The organism is Victivallis vadensis, from assembly GCF_003096415.1.
Taxonomy (GTDB): Bacteria; Verrucomicrobiota; Lentisphaeria; order Victivallales; family Victivallaceae; genus Victivallis; species Victivallis vadensis.
In genome coordinates this window covers 15,348-39,443 of sequence record NZ_QEKH01000008.1, presented here as the reverse complement: position 1 = coordinate 39,443, position 24,096 = coordinate 15,348, and the positions used below count along the sequence as shown (strand labels likewise).

The following is a 24,096-nucleotide window of genomic DNA, read 5'->3' as shown; positions in this document are numbered from 1 at the left end:
TCTTAAAATTTCGTCGCATTTTTCTTGTCCCACAGATTCGTTCCCCACCAGACGTAACCGGTGCTGGGAAACTGGTCGCCGAGCCATTTGTTGTTCCACATGCCGGGCCGCTGCTGCACCGCGGCCACGTGGCCGTCGAGGAAAGCCATGTTCATACTGTTGCCGTGCTCGAAACGCAGTTGCTTGGTGTAGACGTTCTGGATGCGGAACCACTCCCACTGGCCGAGATAGGTGTTGGTTTCCAGCACGGTCGGGCAGAGGGTGGGATACTTGATTTTCCCCGGCCGCACCACCACATGAAATTCAGCCGGCCCGTCCTGATGGTGGCGGATGATGCCGGTGTTGGCGCCGTAGCCGCCGGTTCCGTCGATCTCCTTGCCGCCGGTCATTTTCATGCGCCGTCCGGGGCAATCCCACAGTTTGCTTCTGGTCCGTTCGGTCATGGAGGAGAACAACGTGTGTTTACCGCCCAGATAGAGGCTGTCGAGCTTGCCGTGCCACTGTTCCTTACCGGCCCACGACCACGGCGGCACCGCCAGCGGCAGTACTCCGAAGTCGTTCGTGTAGAAGCTGATCGCCGAAGCGATCTGTTTCAGGTTGCCGCGGCAGGAGGCGGCATATCCCATTGAACGCGCCTTGTTCAACGCAGGCAGCAGCATCGCCGCCAGAATCGCGATGATGGCTATTACTACGAGCAGTTCGATTAAAGTAAAAATCCGTTTCATTGTGACCAACCTCCTATTTGATCCGGTTTAAATCCTTGATGCTCTCACGTTCAATCAGCCGATGCGGGAAAAAGATATTATGTTTTGTCGGAGTCCGGCAGCCCAACGCGATTTCGACCGCCGCGCAGCTCATCGCCTGATAATCCGGCGTGACCACCGTCAGGCCGGGATCGAGGTAACGGTACAACGAGCGTTCCCCTTCGCCGATCACGCTGATATCCTCCGGCACTTTCAGGCCCAGTTCGCGCAGCGCCCTGATCGCGACCAGCGCTCCGCCGCTCGACTTGTAGGCCAGCGCCGTCAGTCCGAGCCGCCGGATCGCGTCGATGCTGCTGCGGGTCTGGGCGATTGCCGCATCCAGCGCATTTTCCCACGACCGGATCGTCGCGCTGAAGATTTGCTCCGGGCCGAATTCAACTCCGGCGCGTTTCAGCGCCGCTCCGAATGCTTTCAGATGCAGGTCGGTGTATTCGCTGCGCGGTTCGTTGCGGATGTACCCGATTCGGCGGTGGCCGCGCCGCACCAGAACTTCGGCCATTTTTTCGGCGCAGTCCGCCCCGTCCGGCGAGAGCACATAGACGTTATCCGGCAGGAAATCGGAGTAGAAGAACATGCTGTCGACCGCCACCACCCGCATCGGCAGCCTGCCGAGCGCCTCAAGCTGTTCGCGGTCCATCCGGTCGGAGCCGAACAGCAGAACCAGCCCGGCGCAATCCGTCCGGGACTGAACGAGGTTCAGGATCGTTTCGGTGGGGGTATCCGGATAAATCTTGCAGTCGAGCAGGTTGCAGCCGTGCTGGCGGGTGTACTGCGCGATCATGTGAATGGTGTTCCAGATATTTTCATCCGGATAGTCGTTATAGGCGAAGGCAAGGCACTTCCGGCCGGATTCCGGCTCCGCTTCGAGCCGCGCGACTTCGCGGCTGGACCGGGCGGCGACGATCCCGGCCCCCTGGCGGCGCACGATCACCTTGGCGTGCTCCAGCTCCGAAAGCGCCCGGTTCACCGTCACGAGCGAAACATTGAACCGGCGCATCAGTTCGCGCACCGTCGGCATGCGCGTCGCCGATTCCGGCTTGACCGCCTCCGCCTCAAGGTAACTTCTGATCTGCTCGTATTTCAGCTGCGCCATAAAAACAATCTCCGACAAGAAAAAAAAGTGAACCAGTGTTGCGATACAATTATATTATGATACATTTGACCGGAAAAGTCAAGCTGTTTTCAAAGAAAACGTGAAAAATTTCCGGTTTTCCCACAGGCAGGCTCTCTCACATTTGTTCACGGCGCACAACAAGCGCGGTCAGCGCCGCGAACGGCGGCAAGGTGCCGCTGCCGGGTGCGCGCTCTACGCCCTTCGGGGTCGCGCGGGCGGCAAGGTGCCGCTGCCGGGTGCGCACGCCAATGCCCCTGCGGGGGGCGTGCGGGCAGCCAGTACAGGCAAAGCATCAGTCGGTCTGCATATCACTTACGCGGCGCACAACAAGCGCGGTCAACGCCGCGAACGAATGTGAGGGAATTACTTGCCCTTGGCAAGTAACGAGGAACGGTAGTAACGAAGCCGAACGCAGTGAGCGAAGCCCCTCTGGCGTAGTGAGCGCAGCGAACGATGAAGAGTTGACGGGCGCAGCCCGGCAAGTAAGCGGCGAAGCCGCGCCCGCGAGCGGAAGTGCCTTGCAACCGGACCGGCCTCCGCCACCGGCGAGGGGGTCCGGGGGACGTGCGCGACGTCCCCCGGAGCCATCCGCAGGCCGCCAATCCTGTGCTTACTACCCTCCGGGCACCATGCCTGTTCTTGCGCTTCAAAGTTGTTACCCTCCGGGCGCCATGTCTGTTCTTGCGGCAATGACGAGCCAACCATAAAACTGACGCACGACTGGAAAGCGAAGATGAATCTCCGCACTCCAAGGCTGCTGCCCGGCTTTTTTGGGGGGCGGCCGGAATTTTTCCTTTTTTTCCCGGAAGCCTCTTGACAAATCAGGAGGACTTTGTCATAATATAGCTATAAGCGTAAGACAGCTATAAGCGACAGGAGGATGAGGTGAGCGCCAATCTGCCCAATAAATATAACCGGATCGCGGAGCAGTTGAGGAAGCGGATCGAATCGGGGGAACTTTCCGGCACGCTGCCGGGCGTGAAACAGCTGGCGCTGGATTACGATGTCAATTTCATGACCGTGAACAAGGCGATCAATCAGCTTGAAGCGGAGAATCTGGTCTACCGGATTTCGCGCAAGGGTACTTATGTGAGGAAACAGCGGAATGTGGTGCTGGCGTTCTGCGACCCGAATCCGCATCTGCTGGAGGCATCGTTTTACGGTCCGCTGGTTTCGGCGGTGCAGAGCAGTTTGAACCGCTGCAACTGCTTTATGATCTTTGAAAATCTTTACGGGCGCTCCAGCCGGAGCATGACTTCGCTGGCGCAGCGGGTGGACGGGATGATCCTGACTTCCGGGGTCGGCACTCCGTTTCTGGAGGCTATGGAAGGGAAACCCTGTATCCGGGTGATGGGCGTGACCGATCCGGGGTGCCGGTTTGACCATATCTCCTACGATTCGGCGAAAGTGGGGCGGATCGCGGCGGAGTATTTGGCCGGACGCGGCCACCGGCGGATCGGTTTTCTGGGATATGCCCACTCCGATCTGTTCCGGGAACGCTTCGAGAGCTTCCGGCAGGCGTTGCGGGAGCGGGATATCGTGCTGTGGGAGCCGCCCCCGGCCCCGCGGTTCAGCAATGAGTTGCTGACGAAGCAGCTGGAAGCGTGGCTGGCCGAAAAGGAGCGCCCGACCGGCGTATTCTGTTCGACCGACTACGAGGCGGGTTTCTGCTGCAACTTCCTGTACGAACACGGTTTGAAGCCGCAGCGGGACTTGGATATCATCGGCTGTAACAACGATATTTTCGGTTCGATGATGATGCCGCAGGCGTTGCCGGCTTCGATCGAGCTGTGCAGCGCCGAAATCGGCCGGCAGGCCGCGGTATTGCTGCTCGACCGGATCAACGGGCTGGAAGCGCCGCGGGTGGTGCGCAAGTTCGCGCCGCGGCTGGTGCCGCCCGAAGAGTACGGGCGGCGCATCTTGAGGGGACGGATCAATGCACCGGAAAAACAGGGAGAATGGAATGCGTAAGTATCTGATTGCGGGGATGGCGATGCTGGCCGCCGCCGCGCTGTTCTGCGGCTGTCGCACCGGAGAGCGGGCGGAGGTCCCCGAATGGCGGGGAAAAGCGCCGGGAACCGCATATCTGGGGGATGACGTGCTGTGGCGTCCCCGTGAAAACCTGATCTTTCACATGATGGATCAGCAGGGGAGCGGGTTTAAACTGCGCTTCACGGTCCGCGACCTGAATACCTACGTTCACGCGCCCGCCCCGGTGTTCTTTCAGGTCGTCGGGCCGGACGACCGGATTCTGGCCCGCGCTTTTCTGGAGGATGACGGCGTGACCGGCGGCGATTTCGCGCGGCAGGACGGCCACTACGATCCCTACGCGGACTTTCGCTACCGGCAGTTTCACCGCGCCAACTCTCCGGGCGGAGTTCCGCCGGAAAAGGAGCGTTCGCCCTATCTCGAACACCCGGAAAAACTGCCGTTCCGGGTCGTCGAGCTGGAGGTTCCGGCGGATGGCCCCGGACTTTACCGTGTGCTGGTCACCGGGCGTTACGATCACTTCATTTCGATGACTCCGGACCGGCCGATTCCGACCGGCATCCACCCCGGCACCGGGCCTTTGAATCTGGCGGGGAACCATCTGGAAAAGAGTTTCTTCTACCTGCCGGATACGCCGGGGGATGTGGCGCTGGCGCTGAGCGAGGAGACGCTGCCGTATGCCGGGAAACTGGCGCTGCGCGACGGAGAGGGCAGGCTGATCCGGGAGGCGGAAGCGGACGGCTTTTACACTTTCCTGTTCTTCGACGACCTGGAAAAGGGCCGGGTCTATCAGCTGGATATCGCCAATGCGAATGCCGGGATGGGCCTGCACGGAGCCGGTTTCCCGTTCGTTTTCGCCCCCGACGCCGAAACCGCGAAGCTGCTGGCGGGCGGGCTGAAATTCGACAGCCGGAAGCGGTACGGTTTCCATGATTACGTCGCGACGCTGAACCGGTGGCGCGACGGCGTGAAGCCGGAGGAACTGGCGGCGGAGGTCGCGTTTCCCCCGGAAATCGGAAAGCTGGTGCTGAAAGGCAGGGAGAACCGTAAAATTGCCGTCGGCGAAGTAGCTGCGCTGCTCGCAAAGCAGAATCTCGATCCGTCCGGCCCGGATTACGGCGCGTTCCCGGCGGTGAAGAAAGGGCCGAAGCTGGTGAACCTGCTGGAAATCGCGGCGGGCGAACCGGCGGAGGGGAAGAATCCGTATTACGGCCACCCGGCGCTGATCCGGCGGCTGCTGCTGGCGCGGATTCCGCAACTGGTGAAGCTGTCGGCGGCGTACCGCTTCGACGGCAGCGACCTCGGATTCCGCAAGCCGGAGAGGGCCGGTTATTTTACGGCGGGGAGCCGTTCCAACTGGTACGGGCTCGGGCTGGACGCCGAACATGTGTCGTCGCTGCTCGCGGCCAAAGAACATGCCGCCGCCGCGCTGCCCGCCGAAGTGCTGGAGGCGTGGAAAACGCCGTACCGGCTGTGGGCTTCCGGGCGTTTCAATATGCACGCCGGGGAGGTCGCGAACCAGTGGGGCTACAACGCCAATATCTTAATGCAGATCGCCGAGGCGCTGGACGATCCGGCGATCGCCGCCGAAATCCGCCGCTTCCAGCGGCTGGTCACGACGGTCGGATTGTACGGGAGGGTGAATCCCGATGCGACGCCCTTCGACAAAAAGCGGGGAAAACTGGATACGGACTGCGGGCTGACCCCCTCCGGCTACATGCCTGAACAGCTCGGCTTCGACGGTGAATACACCTGCGAGCAGACGATGCTCTGGGGCTGGATCTGGCGGAAATTCCCGGACGATTCGACCGTGAAATGGTTCAATGCGTTCAATACGCTCAAAACCCACCTGACGCTGCCGAAAGGGGCCGAAGCGCCGCAGGTCACGTTCAGCCAGACCTGTTCGCCGACCGACCTCAATTTCCGCACCCGCTACATGACCCACAAGAACCACCAGCCGCCGGAGATGATCGGCAAAGTGGACTATCTCGACCTCTGGTTTCCGCAGAAAGGACGCAAGAGCGCGAAGCCGTGGCCCTGCCTCGAAACGGCGGAGTTCGTGCGGGTGATCGACGACAAGTTCTTTTTCATGAACTCGGGGGATTTCTATGCGATCCTGTACGGCGGGCCGCGCGAACCGCGCTGGTCGAACTGGGGTGCGGAGAGCTTGCGCGGCGATTCGCTGAACTTCGACGGGCCGAACGGGATGGGCTACGGCGGCTGGGGGACCGCGAACAAGCCGGGCGGGATTTCGGCGCTCTATCTGCGCGGCGTCGGCCCGGTGGTTTTCGGGCAGAATCACTCCGTGATGGATTCGGACACCGTCTGGGGGCGCGCGAAGCAGCCGCTGTTCGCGGCGTGGCGCCGGGAGGATTGCGACCCGCGCATCTTCGCGGCCTGTTACGCGCAGCCCGAAGTCACGTTCGACGCGGCGGCGAAGCGGTACAGGCTGACCGAAAAAATTCCGTATGTGCCGCTGGAGGTGAACCGCACCATTTCGTTTGCGCCCGATACGGTCCGGGTGGAGGCGGGCGTGCGGGCTCTGGAGGATTTCTCCGGCGCGGAACTGAACTGGTCGCTGCCGTTCTTCGCGGACAACCGCCGGGTGCTGGCGGGGCAGGGGGGAAAATTCCGGGCGCTGGAAATCCCGGAGCCGCAGGTGACTCCGTCGCGCCCCCGCTTCCCTGACGCGGCGCTGGAAAAGGCGCGCTGCACGGCTCCGGGATTCAGGGCCGACGCAATCCGGCTGCTGGACCGGCACGGGGAAAAGGGCGTTGAAGTGAAATTCGATGCTCCCGGCGAATTCCGGCTGCTGAATCCGATCCGCTACCGGGAGGTTGCCCCCGCCGGAGGCGCGCTGATGCGCAAGCTGCCCGCGGAGCTGAAAAAGGGGGAAGAAGTGAAATTCGGGTACACGATAACGGCATGGAGGAGTGAAGGAAAATGAGACGATTCGGGGTACTTCTGATGGCGGGGCTGGCCGCGCTGCTCGGCGCGGCGGAGCTGGATGTGAATATCCACCCGCTCGGCGGCAACGTGCGGGGCTTCGGCGTATTGGCGGAATATCCGGCGGGCGGGCCGAAGCGGCTGAAACTGGTACGGACCACCCGTCCCGGCGGCGACAAGGCCGGACCGGATTACTATTGGGGCTGGCCGAACCTCTGCTCCTTGCGGATTTTCGATCCCGCCGGGAAACTGGTGAAGTTCGTTGATCTCGGCAAACAGTCCGAAGCGGTGAAAAGCTACGAAGTGGAACTTCCGGCAGGGCCTGCCGGAGTGTGGCGCTTTTCGGTTGCGAACGGCTCCAACGACCGTTACCGGATCGAATTTCCCGACACGCCGGTCTGGGGTGTGCGCGGTGAAATGGCGCTCGGCGTCGGCAAACAGTTCCCGAAGGAGTTGTATTTGTACGTGCCGGAGAGTGCGGAGCTGCTGATCTGTGAGAGCTTCGGCAACGCCGCGCCGGAGTTCGAGGCTGATGGCAGGCCGCTGGAGGGAGAACTGAAAAAACTTGGACGGAGCTGGAAACGCCTCGTCCCGGATATTCCCAGAGGCGGGACCGTCAGGGTGAAACTCGGCCGGATGAGCGGCAAGGCGTTCGCGATCGACGGCATGCCCGGACTGCTCTGCCCGACTCCGGAAGCCGCCGCGAAACTGAAGGGCGGCCTGGTCGAGGAGTCCGGCGTGCTGGTCGCCGGGCCGCTTCAGGCGCGGGCGCGGCGGCTGGTCGCCGGATTCAAGCCGGAGGATTTTGAACTGAATCTCGACTTCCCTGACAAAGTTCCGGCTGACCTCAAAAATCCGCAGCTGGAGGCGGTGCTGTACGGCAAATACGGCGCGAGCGGCATGCTGATCCCTGCTTCCAGACTCCAGATCACCGATCCGGCCGGCCGCTGGTGCGGCGCATTGATCGCTCCCGAAAAACGCGGAGAACTGTCGGAGCGGAATAATTTCCTCGCCAACCGCCAGCGGGCCTATTTCGATGCGGCGGCGCTGGCGGGCCTTGCGACGATTCCGGCGAAACTGAACGCCGCCTACCGCAGCCGGGCCGTCGTGAACCGTGCCGTGATCGCGGCATTCCACAACTTCATCCACATGCAGGGGGACGACCTGCTGCGCGAGGGGGATTTCCGCAACACCAACTATCCGGTCTCCCACGCCTTTTTCGCCTATGCGGCGCTGGCGCAGGCGCTGGCCGACCTGCGCGATCTGCTCACCCCGGAACAGCGCGAAATCTGGAGCGAGGCGCTGACCGCCGCCGGGGACAAACTGGTCGCCTACATGGCCTACGAATCGAATCAGTGGGCGCACATGATGTACGGTCATCTGAACACCTATGCGGCGACCGGCGAGGAACGGTTCCGGGGATACTTCGAGACGCTGATGAACGCCTATCTGGACAACACCTTCGGCCCCGCCTCGAAGCACGGCCAGCACCCTGCCGGCTACTTCCTTGAAGAATACGGGCCGGACGGCAACTACGACCAGCTCAATTCCTTCTGCGTGGTCGCCTCCTACTACAAATACCGCAACTTGCCGGGGGCCGATCCGGTTCTGGTGGAGAAACTCCGCCGGGGAATCGAAAAGGACCTGCAATTCAAAAGCTGCTACTGGCTGGTGCAGCCCGACGGCGGAATCTGTTCGCCGAATGCGCTCAACTGCCGCACCGACGGCAATCTGGCCAGCCCGAGCTGGCCGGGCGACTACATCGCCGGCATGGAGTTCGACCTCGGCTATACCCGCTTCCTGATGAACAGGATGCCGGAAAGCGGTCCGGGGCAGGCTGCCACTTTCGGCCATATCGTCAACTCCGACGAGTGGGCGCGGCGGCTGCTGGAACGCGAGGTTCCGGCGAAGGGGAACTACTGGAAGGATCGCGGCACCTTCGGCAGCATCTGGATCAGCGATGTCTACAATGCCTACCGGATGCCGCGCAAGGCGAAACCGGTGCAGCCGCCCTGTCTGCGGGAACAGTTTTTCAAGATGTTTCCGGGCCAGATCGCATGGAAGGAGGGAAACCTCTACGGACTGGTATTCTACGATGTGGAGGGAGCCAATCCGAAGCAGGAACTGGCGGGGATCACTTCGGGCGGGCCGCTGGCGCTCTGGACTCCCGAAGCCGGGACCGCATTGGCCGGAGTGCGCAACGGCAGGAAAAATAAGGTCGAAACTCCGGATGACGTGACGTGGAGCACCGTGACCGGCACGCTGCCCGGCGGGAGGTTTTTCGCCGGAGGCAAGGAGCGCAACGCGGTCCGGGAGATCGAGCCGGGCAGGGCGTATGAAATCACCGGCACGCTGCGGAACGATGCCGGAAAAATCGCATGGAACTACCGGTGGAGCGCCGGTAAGCTGACGCTGACCGTGAAGCTGACGGAGTCGAAGCTGACGGCTCCGGCGCTGAACCTGCCGTTCGTCGATCATAAGGGGGAGACGGAGATGGCGCTCGCCGCCCCCGGAATTTTCCGGTACCGGCGGGGAACGGGAACGGTGACGCTGGCGTATCCCGCCTCGCTGCAGGCGGAGTTGAGCGGAGTGCTGAAAACCGGCGGTGCGCCGGTACGGATGCTGCGCATTCCGTTTCCCACTGACGGCGTGCTGGAATTGGTGTTTCAGGCGGGGCGGAAATAGGTTGATTGAAGTGTGAAATCTGCCAATGCAGGCACGGCAATTTCGTATAATGCCGGCGGCAAGGTGCCGCTGCCAAGTGCGCGCTCTACGCCCTTCGGGGTCGCGCGGCGGCTAACACTGGCAGGCATTGGTTGGTCGGCAAAGCCATTTATACAGTATAGTAGGCCAAGTGGCCATTTACGCGGTGCATTAAGTAAGGCTATGCCGCCTTTTACGCGGCGCACAACAAGCGCGGTCAGCGCCGCGAACGGCGGCAAGGTGCCGCTGCCGGGTGCGCACGCCAATGCCCCTTCGGGGGGGCGTGCGGCGACTGGCACAGGTGAGCATTGGTTGGTCTCCATGACCATTTACGCGGCGCACAATAAGCGCGGTCAGCGCCGCGAACGAATGTGAGGGAATTATTTTGCGGCAGCAAAATAACGAGGAACGATAGTGACGAAGCCGAACGTAGAGAGCGAAGCCCCTTCGGCGTAGTGAGCGTAGCGAACGGTGAGAAGTTGGCGGGCGCAGCCCGACAAGTAAGGGGCGCTAGCCCCGCCCGCGAATGGGAGTGCTTCGCAAGTCAACAGGAGTTCCGAGGCGAGCGGGGAGGTCCGGAGGGCGATTGGCCCTCCGGAGCCATCCGCATAAGACATAACAACCAGTTTGTGGCCTGTAATGATACGGAAAGTCAAACTAAACTTAAGTATAATTACATGATCACATGAGATTGGAAAGCGGAGATGAATCTCCGCACTCCAAGGTTGACATCGGACGGCATCGGGCCGGACAAGTAAACATGGCATTTGAGTTGTTGCCTGTAATGGCCTTTGAAAAAAGCATAGCCGATTAAAACGGAGGTAAAAATGCGTAATAAGCTAAAGGAGAAGCAAATGCAACAAGAGAAATGCGTCCGGCACATTAATATACCCAGCATTATGCACCGGAATTTTACGCTTATTGAGCTGCTCGTTGTAATAGCGATCATTGCGATTCTTGCGGCGATGCTGCTGCCCGCCCTGAATAAGGCGCGGGACCAGGCGCTGAAAACGCAGTGCGCCAGCAATCTGCGCCAGCTCGGTACGGGATTGAAAGGATATCTGAACGATTTCGCCGACTGGATGCCCAATACAAACGGCACCAGCTATGAAGCGGGAAGCGGCCACTCGGGAGATTACAGGATTGTGTTGCGCAAGTATTATCTGGGAGGAACGCAGGAATTATGGAAGGCGGACAATACCCAGCAGGAGTGTGCTCTTGAACATTGCGGAAAAGATCCCGGCGTGCTGAATAAACAGGGAGAGGATGCCCGGATGAGTTTTTCGATCGTTTCGGTCATCTACCCGATTACACCGCCGGCGGCGGGACGGATTATCCGGAACCGGGTCACAGCCTACCGCCACCCTTCCGGTACTCCGATGTGGTGGGACAACGACTTCATGACCAGCGCCGGTGTTTACGGGGAGGTAAAATGGTGGAGCCAGGCATTGCTGTACAGCCGTCACGGCCGGGATCTGAATTTCTGGTTCCTCGACGGACACGTCGCATCCCGCTCCGGCATCGACAAGGATATGCTCTGGGCCGTTCACAGTCAGTCCGGGAAGAAAATCGACTGATCTGCCGGGGAGCTATTTCTCCTTGTACTTTTCCACGAGCGTGGCGGCGAGATTCACACAGGCGGGGCAGGGGAATTTGACCTCGCCTTTCAGCTCCTTGCAGGTCAGGGCGCCTTCGGTTCGGGCGGCAAACTCGCTGCAGAGTTCCGCGAATTTCCGGTCGTCGCCGAGCAGGGCCTTCGCAGCGTAGAGTGCGCCGCAAAGGCCTTCGGGAGCGCGGCCGCCGCCGAAAGCCTTGAATTCGGCGATCTGTGCGGCGGGGGCGTCGAAGTATTTCAATACGGACTGGGCGCAGTTGAGGTTATCTTCGGCATGAAAGAAATCGGAGGCCTGTTTCATTTTTCTTCCTGTTGATCCTGGGTTGCTTCTTCAATAAGGGGCGGTTCAGTCATCGCCGGACCGGCAACCGGTTCCGGCGGCGGGAACAGGTCGAATTCCGGCGTGAGACGGGCGAGGAATTCGAGGCTGAAATAACGGTCGAATACATGGATCGGCAGCAGGACCACCGTTCCGACGAAAGGAATCATCAGCGGAATCGCCAGAATGCAGCAGGTCAGACAGACGGCGCTGACGATCGCGATGCCGAACAGCAGGAAGATCAGGGTGTGCATCAGGATGAATTTGATGAACTGCCCCGGAGCCTGCCGGAGAAATCGGTTGAAAAGGTGCAGCCCTTCGCTGAACCCGCACCGGCGGCGATACATGATCGGCGGCACGAAGGTTCCGGCCAGCCACAGATACAGGCCGATCAGCCCGATGGCAAGAGCGTACACCGCTCCCCCGATCAGCAGCTCCTGAAAGTGAAGCGGAAGTGCCTCATGGGCGGCGGCGGAGGCTTTGATCCAGCGGAAAAACGGGAGCAGTACCGATATCATCAGCAGCAGACTGGCCAGTACAAACATCAGGCTGATCAGGAACCAGCCCTTGAAGAAGGAGTTCCCTTCGCGGCGGTACTCCCGCCACGGCGCTTTGATTTCGGCGCAGTTGCGCACGGTGTTGTGAAGCCACATGAATTCAAAACGTCCGCGCAGCCAGAGCAGGACCACGGCGATGGCGATGCCGAACAGCACCAGAACAGCGATCAATGAAAGAACGAGCGTGACGGTCGCCGGTTCCCAGTGAAAAGTGCGGCACATCCGGTCGAAGAAAGAGCCGTCGGTTCCGTTGAGCAGCTGGTCGAGCTTTGGCCAGAAACTGTCAGCTCCGCCGGAATGCACGGTGCCCGAGGAGTGCGTTTTGCCGGTGGGAAAGTTTCCGCTGCCGCCGCTGCTTCCGCTGGAACAGGAGATAACCCAGATACAGAAGCCCCATGTGATCCACTTGGTCAGATCGAACGGACGAAAAAGAACCTGAACCATGCGTTTCCAGGCGGCGCTGACGGCTTCTCCGATCGTGACGGGATTGCAATTCATAAGCTGGTCTCCTGTTTTTGTCATAAGATAGTTTTCAACCGCGCGATAATCAAGCCGGAGGAGCGAAAAGAGGCGGATTTCATGAATATTATTCGGATTGAGGCGACAGGGGATTGGAACGGATGAATTCATTACGGGCGTCTTCCGCTTGTTTCAGCCTTTGCCGGACAAGCCGGACTTCTTCCTGTGGAATGGCTCCCGCTTCATATTGTGCATGGAATGCACTGTAGAGCTGTTTCAATATATTGCAACGTTCTTCCAAAGCCTGACGGCGGCGGGAGAGATACTCCGCTTGCGGCAGATAAGGTTTCAGAAGTTCGAGATGGATCAGTTCCGTATTGAGAGCTGTTTCATGGGCAGCCAGAACTTCATCCAGCGACAAGGCGCCGGCTTTATATTTTTCCTGTTGCATTTGCAGGAGCTGTGAAAACGCGTCATGGCGTTCGTTGGTCAGCTTTTGCAGCAAGCCCGAATAACTCTCGGCAGGGAAATGGGGGCGCAGGAGTTTCAGGCGGTTCAGATCGGCGGTCAATTCTGCCGCTCGCGCGGCGGCAAGAGTTTCCAGTGAAACTCGGCCTCTATGGTATTCACGGTTGTTTTCCAGCCATATCCGTGCGGTCCGGAGGCGTTCCGCATACAGCGTTTCCAATGTTTTGCGGGTTTGCGCCGGAAGATTTTCAGGTATGGCGGAGATGTATTCCGCCGCCCGCTTTTCACACTCAGCCTGAAGCGGCGTCCGGAACTGTGCTGCTTCTTCCGACCCGATTCCGGCAATCTCAAGGAGCAGGGTTACTGTGTTGGCCGGATTGAACTGCCACGGCGCATGTTGGAGAAAGAACTTGATATCGCTTTCTGGATGGGTGAGGTAACCGTAATTCGGAACTGTTTTCTCGCGGGCAACCGAAAATTCAATCAGTGGAACCGGCTGGTCGGGCAGTAGTTCCGCCGAGAGAGAGTACAGCCCGAAACTTTCCGGCGCAGCTTGGATATACCCTTCAAACGGCAGGCGTGCTTCTTTTATTGTCACAAGGCCGAAATAATTGATGTCCAGAATCTTTGGATTGTCATGCCGTTTCAGGACGCGGGGTATGGAAAAATAGAGGTCAGTCGGTTTTTCACGGAGATCGAAGACGCGTCCTGATGAACCGCCGGATTCATTACCCTGTCTGATATACAGCCTGGCCTTGTCGAATGGAAAGTCCGGGGAATAGGTGATAGTCCAGTGAAAGGTACAGGCTCCGATTTCCGAAAATTTCCAGTCACTTTCTAAACGCAGATAGGGGAAAATCGGTTTTTCCGTGGCTTCGAGCCGACAGAGTGCTGTGAGCAGAAACAATAAAATAATATATTTCATAAAAACTTCCCTTGTTTCCCGGATTGGGAACACAATAACACTTCTTCGGTGCATAGTCAAGGGGAAACATGAAAAACTCCCGCCGGAAACCGGTTTGCGGCGGGAGGCTGCGGAAAAGCGGGATCAGTCGCCGGTGCGCGGCAGTTTCCGGACGAAGAGCGGCGCATCCGATTGCTCCGCGCCCTGCCGGGCGAAGCCGGCGAGATAACGGCGGCCGTCCGGCAGGGTGACCGCCGCGCACCGGGCGGCCGGGCTTTCGAGCAATTCCGATTCCGGCGGTTCGGCGCCTGGTTTCGTCACGGCCAGCACCGTCAGGAAAACCGCCTCCTTTGCCGGAGCCGTGGCGGCGGTGAGGTGGTAGTTGTCCACCATGTAGTCGCGTTTCTGTTCGCCGACCGGGGGATCGAACCGGTCGGTCTGCCGGAAAAACGGTGAGGCGGGCAGCAGGAACCGCGTATTCAATATCGCCTTGGGGCGGGTGATCGTGACGGTGTTCCGGGCCGTGTCGATTTTCATTTCATCCAGCGCGTGAAGCCAATATTCGTAGGAGTGGGCTTCGGGAGCCGCGAGAATGTCGTGAATCACGAAGACTCCGGCGGCTTTCAGGAAAATGATCTGCCGGGCGGCGCGGGTCAGCGCTCCGCCGTAGGCGGGGGCCGCTTCCGCCGACAACAGCGTGAAGTCAGGCGTGTCCTCGAAAAACGTGATCCTGCCTGTCGCCTTCCAGCCGTTGACCTGTCCTTTGCCGCCATCATAGGTGATGCCGCATTTGGCGCGGGTGGCGCGGGTGTAGTTGCTGTGATGCGGCGAGGCGTAATAGTTGTAGTAGCCGGTCGCGATGGCCAGCGGTTCCCCGAAAGCCTCGATCGCGAAGGTGTTCTGGTCGCGGTGGCCGTGGGAGACCGCGCCGAAGGGGCTGGAACGGAATTTCATCCCGATATGATTGTCGCCGTCGGTGAGCGTATTGCGCAGCGCCGCCAGCCCGACGTCCGCGAAAAGGCGGGAAGTGGGCAGCTCCGACGGCGGCTCCGCCTGAAAATCGTCCTTGCCCGCAAACAGGTTCAGCAGCGTGAGGCCCGGCTTGAAGCCGGCGGCTTCGGCGTAATACTTCAGGCGGGGATCGCGGTTCAGTAATGCGAAATTGTACATCATGCCGCCGTACCACCTCATATTGATCGCCGCGTAGCCGTCGCCGAACACCTGACGCCGGGTGAACGGCGGCGAGCTGTAATACAAATAGTAGGGCGTGTTGCGGAAAAACGGTTTCCGGCCGAGGTCGACGCCGGTCGCGTTGCGCAGCGCCACCACGAAGTTCAGGATGAAATCCATATAGGAGACCCAGTAGTGGGTTCCCTCGTTCCAGCCGCCGTCTTCGCCGCCCCAGCAGGGATAGGCTCCGTAGTAGATGCGGACTGCGTAATCCAGCCATTCTTTCGCCTCCGGGTGTTCCGGCGCGAGCGAAATCGCGGCTTCGCCGAGGAAGCCGACCATGCGCCCTGCGTGGCTTTCATAGGGGCGGTTGTCGAATCGGCGTTCCGTCAGGTAGCGGAACAGGTCACGGCCCCGTTCGAGCATCACCGTTTCGACGGCCCGGCGTTCCTCCGGCGTGCATATCGGATAGATCCAGTCGTAGGCGCGTACGCCGCGCATCATCATCCACATCGCGGGTTCGTCGTTGTGGAAGAGGTTGGTGGAACCTTTCGGATCCCAGCCGAAGAAGGTCAGCAAACGCCGTCTGGCCTCGCGGCCGCACGCTTCGTCGCCGGTCAGCAGATAGGCGAGCGCCGCGCGTTCCATCTTGTCCATCGGCGGGCGGGTGGTGCGGAAGATCGTCGCGTAGAGCGCGCCCCAGCGGTCCTTGCCGAGGAAAGGCGGCTCCGCGATGATCTCCTCGCCGGAGAACTTATGCACCTCCCGGACCAGCCGGTCGGCCTGCGGCTTCAGGTCGCCCTCCTGTGCGCGGCGGCGCAGCTCGGCGAGGACGCCCGGCGGCACGAACAGCCGGGGACGGGCGGCCGGGATACGTCCGGCCCAGCCCGGTTCAGGATAGGGAAATGCGGCGGCGTCCGGCGCGATCGAAAAGGCGCGCGTCCGGCTCCAGCGGACCCCCTCCGGCTGTTCCACGCCGTACCGCCAGAACCATTTCCCCGGTTTCAGCGGTTCGGACGGGACTTCGATCCGCCACCTGAGATTCCGCGCCTGATAGGCCAACTGTGAAAATTCCGGGTCGGCCGCAACTTGAAGGCGGTAGCGCACGGCATCGCCGCCGGCGGGCAGCCACCGGAAAGCGGGCGGATTCACCTGCATGGTTTCACCGTCGCCCGGCTGGTACGGCAGGTTTTCCCCGGCGACCGGTTCGCGGTCGAGTTCGGGAGGGGCGGCGGCTTCCGCCGGAAGAAGCGGCAGAGCGATTGCGGCGGAGAGGGCGATTGAACGCCATGCGAGGCAAAGGCGGTTGAGTTGAAGTTTCATTGTGATTTCCTTTTTCAATAGAACATTCCCAGATAGAACATCTGGGTGTCGCGGTTGCTCCAGTCGAAAGTCGGCATATAGCCGCGCCGGTATTCGACATGGCCGTCGAGGAACGTCACGTTGCGGCCGTCGCTGTGCGGATTGGGCAGCAGCGTGGTGGTGTTGTAAATCCATGTGTTCGGCGTCTGGTTCAGCGAACGGTCCATCGTCCAGTAGCCGTCGGCGAACAGAAAGAGGCCGGAGGGACGGCGGAAGCGGGTCATTTTGCCGGTCTGCTGGCCGGTCACGTCCGCATACCCGGCGACCAGCACTTTGAAGCCGCTGCCGAGGTCGCCGTCGGTGGTCCGGTTGATTCCGTAACCGCTCCAGACCTTGCCGGCGGCGGACCAGCCAAGCGAACGGTAGGTCTCCGGCGGCGTGGCCGGGCAGGTGTACTCGCGCGGATATTGCTCAGCTGCCGAATCGTCGGCACCGATGTTCTGCAGGTCCGGCCTGCCGACATACGGGCCGAGCGAATTGTACCAGCTCCACACCGGGCTCCAGCGGATTCCGTACAGCGCCGGGACGATATAATCCGTCGCGTCGGTTGCGTACATCTGGGCCGCCGTGCCGATCTGTTTGAGATTGCTGCCGCAGGAGGCCTGCCGGCCCTTGTCGCGCGCTTTCTGCAGTGCGGGCAGCAGCATGCTCGCCAGAATGGCGATGATGGATATTACTACGAGCAGCTCAATCAGCGTAAATCTTGCGATGGTCGGCCTTAAATGGCGGTATGCGGGGGGCGTATCCGCCGCCCCCCGCGCCCCCTGCGTCCGGCAAGGTGCCGGTGCCGGGTACGGGACGGTCGACGGGCGGAGGCGCGGTCGGCCGGCAGGGAAGGAAGAGCCGCAATAACGTGAAGTTGTCTTCCCGCTTTTTTGCGGAAAGGCAACTTCACGTTTTTGCTCCGACTTGCCGCTTGCAGAGCATTGGCTAAGACGTGAGAACTTGCGGAGAATGAGAGAGATGCTTAGATTGCCTGGTACGGGGAGAGACGCGGCGCTCCCCGCCGCTTTCTCTCCCCCGACCCCCTCGCTTTTACGCAGAGCGGCAGCCGTGGAGTGATTGTATATTTTACCAGTTGTGTTCACGAGCAGCTCAATCAAAGTGAACCTGCGTCCGGCGGGGGGAGTTTCGTTTCGTGTCGGATTCATGGCATTCCTTTCTGTGTCGAAAAAGTTGTGGCAGTTTCCGGGATTTTTCATTGGGCCGGCTCCCTGCCGCACTGCTCCTGCGTCATGGTGCGGAAGCGGGCGGCGTCGATGCAGTTCGACAGCTCCCGGCCGGAGAAAAAACAATGGAACCGGTCGAGAATGTAGGGCACGTAACGTTCGCGGCCGCAACCGGCTCCGGAGTGGGGCGTCAGAATGGCGCCGGGGAGCGCGTACCACGGGGAGTCCGGGGGCAGGGGCTCCTCTTCAAATACGTCGAGGATGGCGGAGAGCCGCCCCGACCGGACTTCCCGGAACAGGGCTTCGTTGTCGATCAGCCGGGCGCGGCCGGGATTGATCACGGTGGAACCGTCCTTCAGCAGCGCCAGCCGGGCGGCGTCCAGCTTACGGCAGTTGCGCGGAGTCATTCCGGCGAGGCAGACGAGAAGGTCGCTGCGCCGCAGGAGCTCGTCGAAGCAGGAAGCCTTTTCCGCGCCTGCCGCCCGGATTTCGCCGGAGTCGGCGTGCTCGGAAAATACGAGGATGCCGCCGGTGCGGAATACGGAGAGCTTCTTCAGCAGTGCGCGGGTGATGTCTCCCATGCCCCAGAGGCCGATCGCCAGCTTCCCGAGATCGGGGAACCCGGCGTTCTTCGTCCAGTCGCAGCGTTCGCCCGGACGGAACTTCGCATACTGCGTCAGGCGCCGCTGGGCGATCAGGAGCATCATCACGCACCACTCCGAAAGCGTCTCCGCCATGACCGGGTTGGCGGTCACCACCCTGACGGCGGTGCGGTAGGTCGAGTCATCGGTGACGGCGGCGGCGGAACCGGCGGCATGGCCGACGATTGCGAGCCGGGGCGCGCGGGCCAGCAGCTCCGCCGTGCAGACCGGGGAACCCCAGGAGGTGATGACTCCGTCGTATTCCGGCAGCAGTTGCGGCCAGGTTTCCGCCGGAAGGTCGCGGTCACGGGCCGGGATTGCGACTTCAAAACCGTACCGTGCGGCTTTTTCATCGCATTCCGCGCTCCACAGCGCCCGGATCAGCCGGGAGTTGCCGTTCATGAACAGGATTTTCTTGTGCGGCGGCGGCGAGGCCGGGCGTTTTTCGGGAATGGATTTCATATCGTTTCCTTTGCCTGGTATTGACGGGGTGAACAGCCGAAACGCTGGCGGAACAAACGGCTGAAATAACTCAGCGAACGGAAGCCGCAGGCGTCGGCGACCTGCTTGCAGCGGTGTCCGGCGGCGAGCATCTGACCGGCCCGCTGGAGCCTTCGCCGGATCAGGTATTCCCCGATCGGAATCTTTTCCACTTCGGTAAAAACGGCGTTCAGGTGGTTGGGGTGCAGATTCAGCTGCCGGGCCAGCATCGGCAGGTTGAAGTCGGGGTTCCAGATGTTCTGTTCGATCAGGATGCGGACTTTTTCGGCGTTCTTTTCCTTGCGCCCCATCTCGAACGGGGTGAAGTACTCCGGGTAGCCGAGGGTCAGGCAGTTCATCAGCAGCGAGTGGACTGCGACCTCCAGCGCGAACCCCGTCCTGCTTTTTTCCCGCAGCCCGATCGCGAGGTTGAGCTGCTTGAGCAGCACCGCGCTGTTGCTGTCGGAGAGCGGGATCACCCGGTAGGGGCGGGCGGCGGCCTGCGGGTCGAAAAAGTGGTCGAAGGGAACCGTGCAGGACTCCCGGCGGCTGTTTTCCAGCGTGAAGATGATGCAGCTGTGCTCCACGCCGTCGCCGTCGGTGCGGAAATCGTGGGGAAACTCCGGCTGGATGATGATCAGCGAGTTCAGCGGACAGCGGACCGGCGCCCGGTCCGGGACCAGAAGCTCGCAGTTCCCCTGCGTGACCAGGATCAGGTGGTATGCGGGATGGCGGTGCATGAAAAGCCCCTCATGATAGAAGAAGCGCCGGTGCAGTTCGACGATCTTCAGCCGGTGGGCGTCGCCGCCCGGATGAAATTGCAGAATCATACCTCTCCCGATTGATACTTTTCAACGGTTTGACAATCTGGCCGTTTTCCCGGTTCCTGTTTTAAATATAGCGGTACGTGGTGAATTCTCAATGATAATATTGCAAGAAAAGTTGCAGAATTCAAAGTTCGAAGCCGGATGGGCTGCCGGCGTTCAACAGGGGAGGGCGGGCAGCCGGAAGGCGACGGTTTCCACGGCGGCTTCGACCGGCTCCGAGGCGCCGTAGCCGAGGCGGCGCAGCCGTTCCACGGTGGCTTCGACCAGCTCCTCGGGGGCGCTGGCTCCGGCGCTGACGCCGATGTCCTGTGACGGATCGAGCGGAGGCAGCTCCTGCGGGCCGTCGATCAGGAAAGCGCGCGCTCCGGCCTGTTCCGCGATTTCACGCAGGCGGTTGGAGTTGGAGCTGCGCGGGGAACCGATGATCAGGATCGTCCGGCAGCGCGCCGCCAGCTGCCGCACCGCTTTCTGGCGGTTGGTGGTCGCATAGCAGACGCCGGGGCCGCTTTCCAGCTGCGGCCAGCGGTTCCGGAGGGCGGCGAGCACCTCATCCACCGCTTCGAGGTTCAGCGTGGTCTGGGAGAGGGCGCGGACCGGCGTTCCTGCGGGCAGTTCGGGCAGGCCGGGCACCTCGGCGGCTCCGGAGATCACATGAACCGTGCCTCCTGCCGGAACCCTGCCGAGCACCCCTTCGACTTCGGGGTGGCCGCGGTGCCCGATCAGGATCAGCACTTCGCCGGGGCGGAAACTCTTCGACGCGGCGGATTGCAGCGATTTCACCAGCGGGCAGGTCGCGTCGACTGTGCGCAGGCTGCGGCGCCGGGCCTCCTCCTCGACCGCGGCGGAGACGCCGTGGGCGCTGAAGAGCAGCACCGCCCCTTCCGGGACCTCCGCCAGCGTTTCGGCGAAGATCACGCCGCGCTCCTTCAGGCGGTTCACGATGAAGTTGTTGTGCACGATCTCATGCAGCACGTAGACCGGGGCGGGAGCGGATTTCAGCACCGCTTCGACCGTGTCGAGGGCGCGCCGGACTCCCGCACACATGCCGTGGGGCCGGGCGATGAAGATTTTTCGTTGATTGTCCATCTTTTCAGTATAGCCCGCAACGGAAATTTTTTCAAGCTGAAGTGAGCCGGAAAAAAACGGATTTTTTCCGGTTTCAGCATTGAAATCCCGGTAAAAAAATGTAGTTTATACAGTTGACGCAGCCACAGGTGAAAACCGGTCGGGCGGGATGTTGTGAAGGATACCTGTTTCGACGGTTTTACTGCCTGTGTTTTTTTATGGAGCGATCATGGACCGCATCCGTCATTTTCAGTTTTTTTAGAAAAAAGGCAAGTGAATGGAAAATCAAGTAAGCGAAGTTTCGGCTTCGGTCCAGCATGCGGTCGGCAGTCTCGGCCTTGATGCAGGTGACCGGTACATGCTGTGGATCGGCATCGTCATCTACGTTGCGGTGCTGATCGGTATCGGGATGTGGTCCAGCCGGAAGGTCAAGGGGATGAATGACTTTCTGGTGGCCGGGCGGAGGCTTCCGCTGTGGATGGCCACCGCAACGCTGCTGGCGACCTGGTTCGGCGCGGGGTCGAGCATGGGAGTGGCGGCGACCGTCTACTCCGACGGCATCGGCGCGGTGCTGGCCGACCCGTTCGGAGCGTCGCTTAGCCTGATCCTGTCGGGTATCTTCATCGTCGGATTGCTGCGGCGGCTGAAGTGCCTGACCGTCACCGACATCGTAGAACGCAAATACGGCAAGTGGGCAGGGGTCTACACTTCCTTGTGGATGATCCCGGTCTACATCGGCTGGCTCGGCGCGCAGTTGCTCGGCATGGGCACGATCCTGCACGTCCTGACCGGCATGAGCGTGACGGCCGGCACGCTGATCGGCGCGGTCGTGGTGCTGATTTACACCTTTGCCGGCGGCATGTGGGCGGTCACCCTGACCGATGTGGTGCAGGTTTCGCTGATCGTGGCCGGTCTTTTCCTGATCGTGCCCGGTGCGGTCGGTCTGGCCGGGGGCTGGGAGGCCGTGGCCGAACGGCTGAATCCGCAGGATCTGTCGCTGTGGATCCGGACCGAGGGCGGCGCGGCCCCCACCGCGAATGACTGGGTTTATTATGTCGGCTGCTGGATCGTGATGGGCCTCGGCTGTACGGTCGGGCAGGACCTGGTGCAGCGTTCGCTGGCGAGCCGCAACGAGAAGATCGCGGTGTCGAGCGCGGTGATGTCCGGCTTCTTCTACGCCGCGATCGGGCTGGTGCCGATCACGATCGGTTTCACCGCCCGCTTCGTGCTGGCGCAGCACGGCGTCACCACGGAAGCCATGGGGACCGACCTCGACAATCAGGTGCTGCCGCGCATGGCGGTGATCGTGCTCGGCGGGATGCATCCCCTGATCCTGACGGTGTTTCTGGCGGCGTTGATTTCGGCGATCATGAGCTCGGCGGACAGTTCGCTGCTGGCCGGTTCCTCGCTGCTCTGCAACAATGTGATCGGTTCGATCTGGTCCCGCCTCAGCGACCAGAAGCTGCTGATGCTGACCCGCGTCGCCACGGTGGCGCTGACCGTGATCGCCTGTTATCTCGCGCTGAATGTGGAGAGCATCTACAAACTGATGATCAACAGCTGGGCTTCGCAGCTGGTGATTATTTTCGTGCCGGTGATCACCGCATTGTACGTGCCGAAGGCGACCAAGAACGCCGCGTGGGCGACGATGGCGGTTTCGACCGGCGTATGGCTGGCCTATACGTTCGTGAACGCCTCCGGGACCGGCATGAGCTTTACCGAGCTGATGAACAGCGACGTGCTCGACCGGGCGCTGACCTGCGGCGCGGTCTACGGCTTCCTCGCCGGAATCGTCGCTTTCATCTGCTGCTATATGGGCGAACGGATTCCGCACCTCGTGCTGGACCAGCCCGACGAAGATTACGAATAGGCGCGGCGAATGGAACCGGTACGGCTGGATCGGATCGGAGTGGCCGAAGCCGCGCGGCTGGCGGCGGAGGCGTTGAAACGTCCCGGCGCGGTGCTGCTGCTGCCGACGGAGACGGTTTACGGGCTGGTCTGCCGGGCGGACGATGCGGCGGCCGTCGCGAAAATCTACGACCTGAAGGACCGTGACCGCAGCAAATTGCTGGGGTGGTTCGTCGGCGACTGGCGCAAGCTCGCGGAGTACGGTGTGGAGCTGGAGGGGCTGCCGTCGGAGCTGGCGGAAAAATACTGCCCGGGCCCGATCACGATCATCGCGCGCAAAAAGGCGGGCGGCACACTCGGTTTCCGGGTGCCGGATTATCCGCTGATCCTTGAAATCCTGAAACTGGCCGGTGTGCCGCTGGCGCAGACCAGCGCGAACCACTCCGGCCATCCCAATGCGCTCAGCGTGAAGGCGGCGCTGGCGGAGCTTTCCGGCGACGTGGAGCTGGCGGTGGACGGCGGCGATATCCCGCCGGACGCGCAAGGCTCCACGGTGGTGGACGCCACCGGGAACGCTGTGCGGGTGCTGCGGCCCGGTCCGATCAGCTTCTGACTGTTTCCGCCGTCCAGAGCGGAACGCGCCGGCGGCAGGCGTCGGCGATTTCGACGGCTTCGAGGGAGAGTTCGAGATCGTTTTCCGGCGGGAAGCCCTCCCGGAGCCGTTCGATGAAACGGCAGTTCTCCTGATAGTATCCGGCCAGGTAAAACTCCTCGCGGTCGAACTCATGGGCCGGAGGCGCTTCGATCCGCAGCAGCTTTCCGCCCCGGTACACGAAAATGCGGCCGGGAAAATCGCATCCGCCGCCGGGCGGGACGGATTCGACGCTCACGGTCAGGCTCCGGGTATTCAGGGTGAAACGCTCCAGCGCCGCTCCGGTGGAAGGGCAGAAGGAGAGCTGCACCGAGCTGCCGCCGGTCATCGTGCCGGTCAGGAAGAAGTTGCAGATTTTTCCCGCATCGCGTTCCAGCTCCTGATAGTGGAAATCGACCCGGGCATAGCGGCTGCCGGAGAGGTGGCGCACCGCGTCGATGCCGTGGACCGCTGTGGTCGAAAAATCGGCGTCGAACCGTTCGCTGCGGTAGAAGTCGCAGCGGATATGTTCCAGTTTTTCCTTCGGCGCTTCCTGTTTCAGGAGTTCCATGCCCCGTGTGAGCAGCGGGGAGCAGCGGCGGTTGAAGGCGACCATCGCCGGGGCGTTGCCCTGCTGTGAAGCGCGGATCAGCGCGGTGATTTCGGCGCGGTTCCGGCCCGGCGGCTTTTCCAGCATCGCCGGGTAGCCCGCCGCGAGCACCGCGGAACCGACCGCGGCGGTCGCAGTGACCGGAGTGAGCAGGACCACGCCGTCGGGGCGTTCGGAGTCGAGCATTTCACGGAAATCGGTGTACCAGTTCCGGCAGCCGGTGGCGGCGGCGAAGGTTTTCGCCCGCTCAGCGTCGAGGTCGCAGACCGCCGCCAGTTCCATCGCCGGATCGCGCTGCGCCAGCGCCCGCAGTACGGGACCGTGCATGAATCCGGCGAAAAAACCGGCTCCGATCGTGCAGATTCTGATTTTTTTCATCTTGATTCCTCTGGAAAATTCAAATATTTTACTTCACCTGATTGATCCCCGACGGCCTGCCAGGAAAATACCTGTCG

At 61.4% G+C, this 24,096-nt stretch carries 17 protein-coding genes; 6 read left to right on the top strand and 11 right to left on the bottom strand.

What is annotated here, in order from left to right:
• Positions 1–2 precede the first annotated feature (2 nt).
• Both C8D82_RS21105 and C8D82_RS06170 read right to left on the bottom strand, forming a co-directional pair.
• The gene (locus C8D82_RS21105) at positions 3–725 is read right to left on the bottom strand and encodes a prepilin-type N-terminal cleavage/methylation domain-containing protein (protein WP_147835381.1); all 723 of its coding nucleotides are present in this window, start codon (positions 723–725) and stop codon (positions 3–5) included.
• 13 nt (positions 726–738) lie between these two features.
• Positions 739–1,857, bottom strand: a complete 1,119-nt coding sequence (locus C8D82_RS06170; protein ID WP_116883406.1) for a substrate-binding domain-containing protein — start codon at positions 1,855–1,857, stop codon at positions 739–741.
• Positions 1,858–2,763: 906 nt separating this feature from the next.
• Between C8D82_RS06170 and C8D82_RS06165 the strand changes: the two genes are divergently transcribed.
• From C8D82_RS06165 to C8D82_RS06150, 4 genes are all read left to right on the top strand, one after another.
• Positions 2,764–3,849 (top strand): LacI family DNA-binding transcriptional regulator, encoded by a 1,086-nt coding sequence (locus tag C8D82_RS06165; RefSeq protein ID WP_116883405.1) that lies wholly within the window; start codon positions 2,764–2,766, stop codon positions 3,847–3,849.
• A complete protein-coding gene (locus C8D82_RS06160; RefSeq protein ID WP_116883404.1) occupies positions 3,842–6,814 on the top strand; it encodes a hypothetical protein in 2,973 nt (990 codons plus the stop codon). The genes C8D82_RS06165 and C8D82_RS06160 overlap by 8 nt, the downstream gene beginning before the upstream one ends.
• Complete coding sequence (locus tag C8D82_RS06155; RefSeq protein WP_133245086.1) at positions 6,811–9,498, top strand: hypothetical protein; 2,688 nt, start codon at positions 6,811–6,813, stop codon at positions 9,496–9,498. The genes C8D82_RS06160 and C8D82_RS06155 overlap by 4 nt, the downstream gene beginning before the upstream one ends.
• Before the next feature lie 872 nt (positions 9,499–10,370).
• Positions 10,371–11,093: a prepilin-type N-terminal cleavage/methylation domain-containing protein gene (locus C8D82_RS06150; RefSeq protein WP_133245085.1), complete on the top strand. Its 723-nt coding sequence runs from the start codon at positions 10,371–10,373 to the stop codon at positions 11,091–11,093.
• A 12-nt stretch (positions 11,094–11,105) separates the two neighbouring features.
• Here the strand turns inward: C8D82_RS06150 and C8D82_RS06145 are convergent, their stop codons facing one another.
• From C8D82_RS06145 to ispH, 8 genes are all read right to left on the bottom strand, one after another.
• The gene (locus tag C8D82_RS06145) at positions 11,106–11,432 is read right to left on the bottom strand and encodes a C-GCAxxG-C-C family protein (RefSeq protein WP_116883402.1); all 327 of its coding nucleotides are present in this window, start codon (positions 11,430–11,432) and stop codon (positions 11,106–11,108) included.
• Positions 11,429–12,505, bottom strand: a complete 1,077-nt coding sequence (locus C8D82_RS06140; protein ID WP_116883401.1) for a DUF7544 domain-containing protein — start codon at positions 12,503–12,505, stop codon at positions 11,429–11,431. The genes C8D82_RS06145 and C8D82_RS06140 overlap by 4 nt, the downstream gene beginning before the upstream one ends.
• Positions 12,506–12,593: 88 nt before the next feature.
• Complete coding sequence (locus C8D82_RS06135; RefSeq protein WP_116883400.1) at positions 12,594–13,859, bottom strand: hypothetical protein; 1,266 nt, start codon at positions 13,857–13,859, stop codon at positions 12,594–12,596.
• A 123-nt stretch (positions 13,860–13,982) separates the two neighbouring features.
• Entirely contained in the window at positions 13,983–16,331 is a 2,349-nt protein-coding gene (locus C8D82_RS06130; protein WP_165832866.1) for a DUF4962 domain-containing protein, read from the bottom strand.
• 14 nt (positions 16,332–16,345) lie between these two features.
• Positions 16,346–17,521 (bottom strand): prepilin-type N-terminal cleavage/methylation domain-containing protein, encoded by a 1,176-nt coding sequence (locus C8D82_RS06125; RefSeq protein ID WP_133245084.1) that lies wholly within the window; start codon positions 17,519–17,521, stop codon positions 16,346–16,348.
• 47 nt (positions 17,522–17,568) lie between these two features.
• The gene (locus C8D82_RS06120) at positions 17,569–18,642 is read right to left on the bottom strand and encodes a hydroxyacid dehydrogenase (protein WP_116883397.1); all 1,074 of its coding nucleotides are present in this window, start codon (positions 18,640–18,642) and stop codon (positions 17,569–17,571) included.
• Entirely contained in the window at positions 18,639–19,490 is an 852-nt protein-coding gene (locus C8D82_RS06115) for a helix-turn-helix transcriptional regulator (RefSeq protein WP_116883396.1), read from the bottom strand. The genes C8D82_RS06120 and C8D82_RS06115 overlap by 4 nt, the downstream gene beginning before the upstream one ends.
• 153 nt (positions 19,491–19,643) lie before the next feature.
• Complete coding sequence (ispH, locus tag C8D82_RS06110) at positions 19,644–20,573, bottom strand: 4-hydroxy-3-methylbut-2-enyl diphosphate reductase (RefSeq protein WP_116883395.1); 930 nt, start codon at positions 20,571–20,573, stop codon at positions 19,644–19,646.
• Positions 20,574–20,829: 256 nt separating this feature from the next.
• On the opposite strand from ispH, the gene C8D82_RS06105 reads away from it, so the two are divergent.
• Both C8D82_RS06105 and C8D82_RS06100 read left to right on the top strand, forming a co-directional pair.
• On the top strand, positions 20,830–22,422 hold the full coding sequence (locus C8D82_RS06105) for a high affinity choline transporter 1 (protein ID WP_116883394.1): 1,593 nt from the start codon (positions 20,830–20,832) through the stop codon (positions 22,420–22,422).
• 9 nt (positions 22,423–22,431) lie between these two features.
• Positions 22,432–23,013, top strand: coding sequence for an L-threonylcarbamoyladenylate synthase (locus C8D82_RS06100; protein WP_116883393.1), 582 nt, complete (start codon positions 22,432–22,434; stop codon positions 23,011–23,013).
• Here C8D82_RS06100 and C8D82_RS06095 read toward each other — a convergent pair.
• Complete coding sequence (locus tag C8D82_RS06095) at positions 23,003–24,019, bottom strand: Gfo/Idh/MocA family protein (RefSeq protein ID WP_116883392.1); 1,017 nt, start codon at positions 24,017–24,019, stop codon at positions 23,003–23,005. The genes C8D82_RS06100 and C8D82_RS06095 overlap by 11 nt on opposite strands.
• Positions 24,020–24,096: the final 77 nt, after the last annotated feature.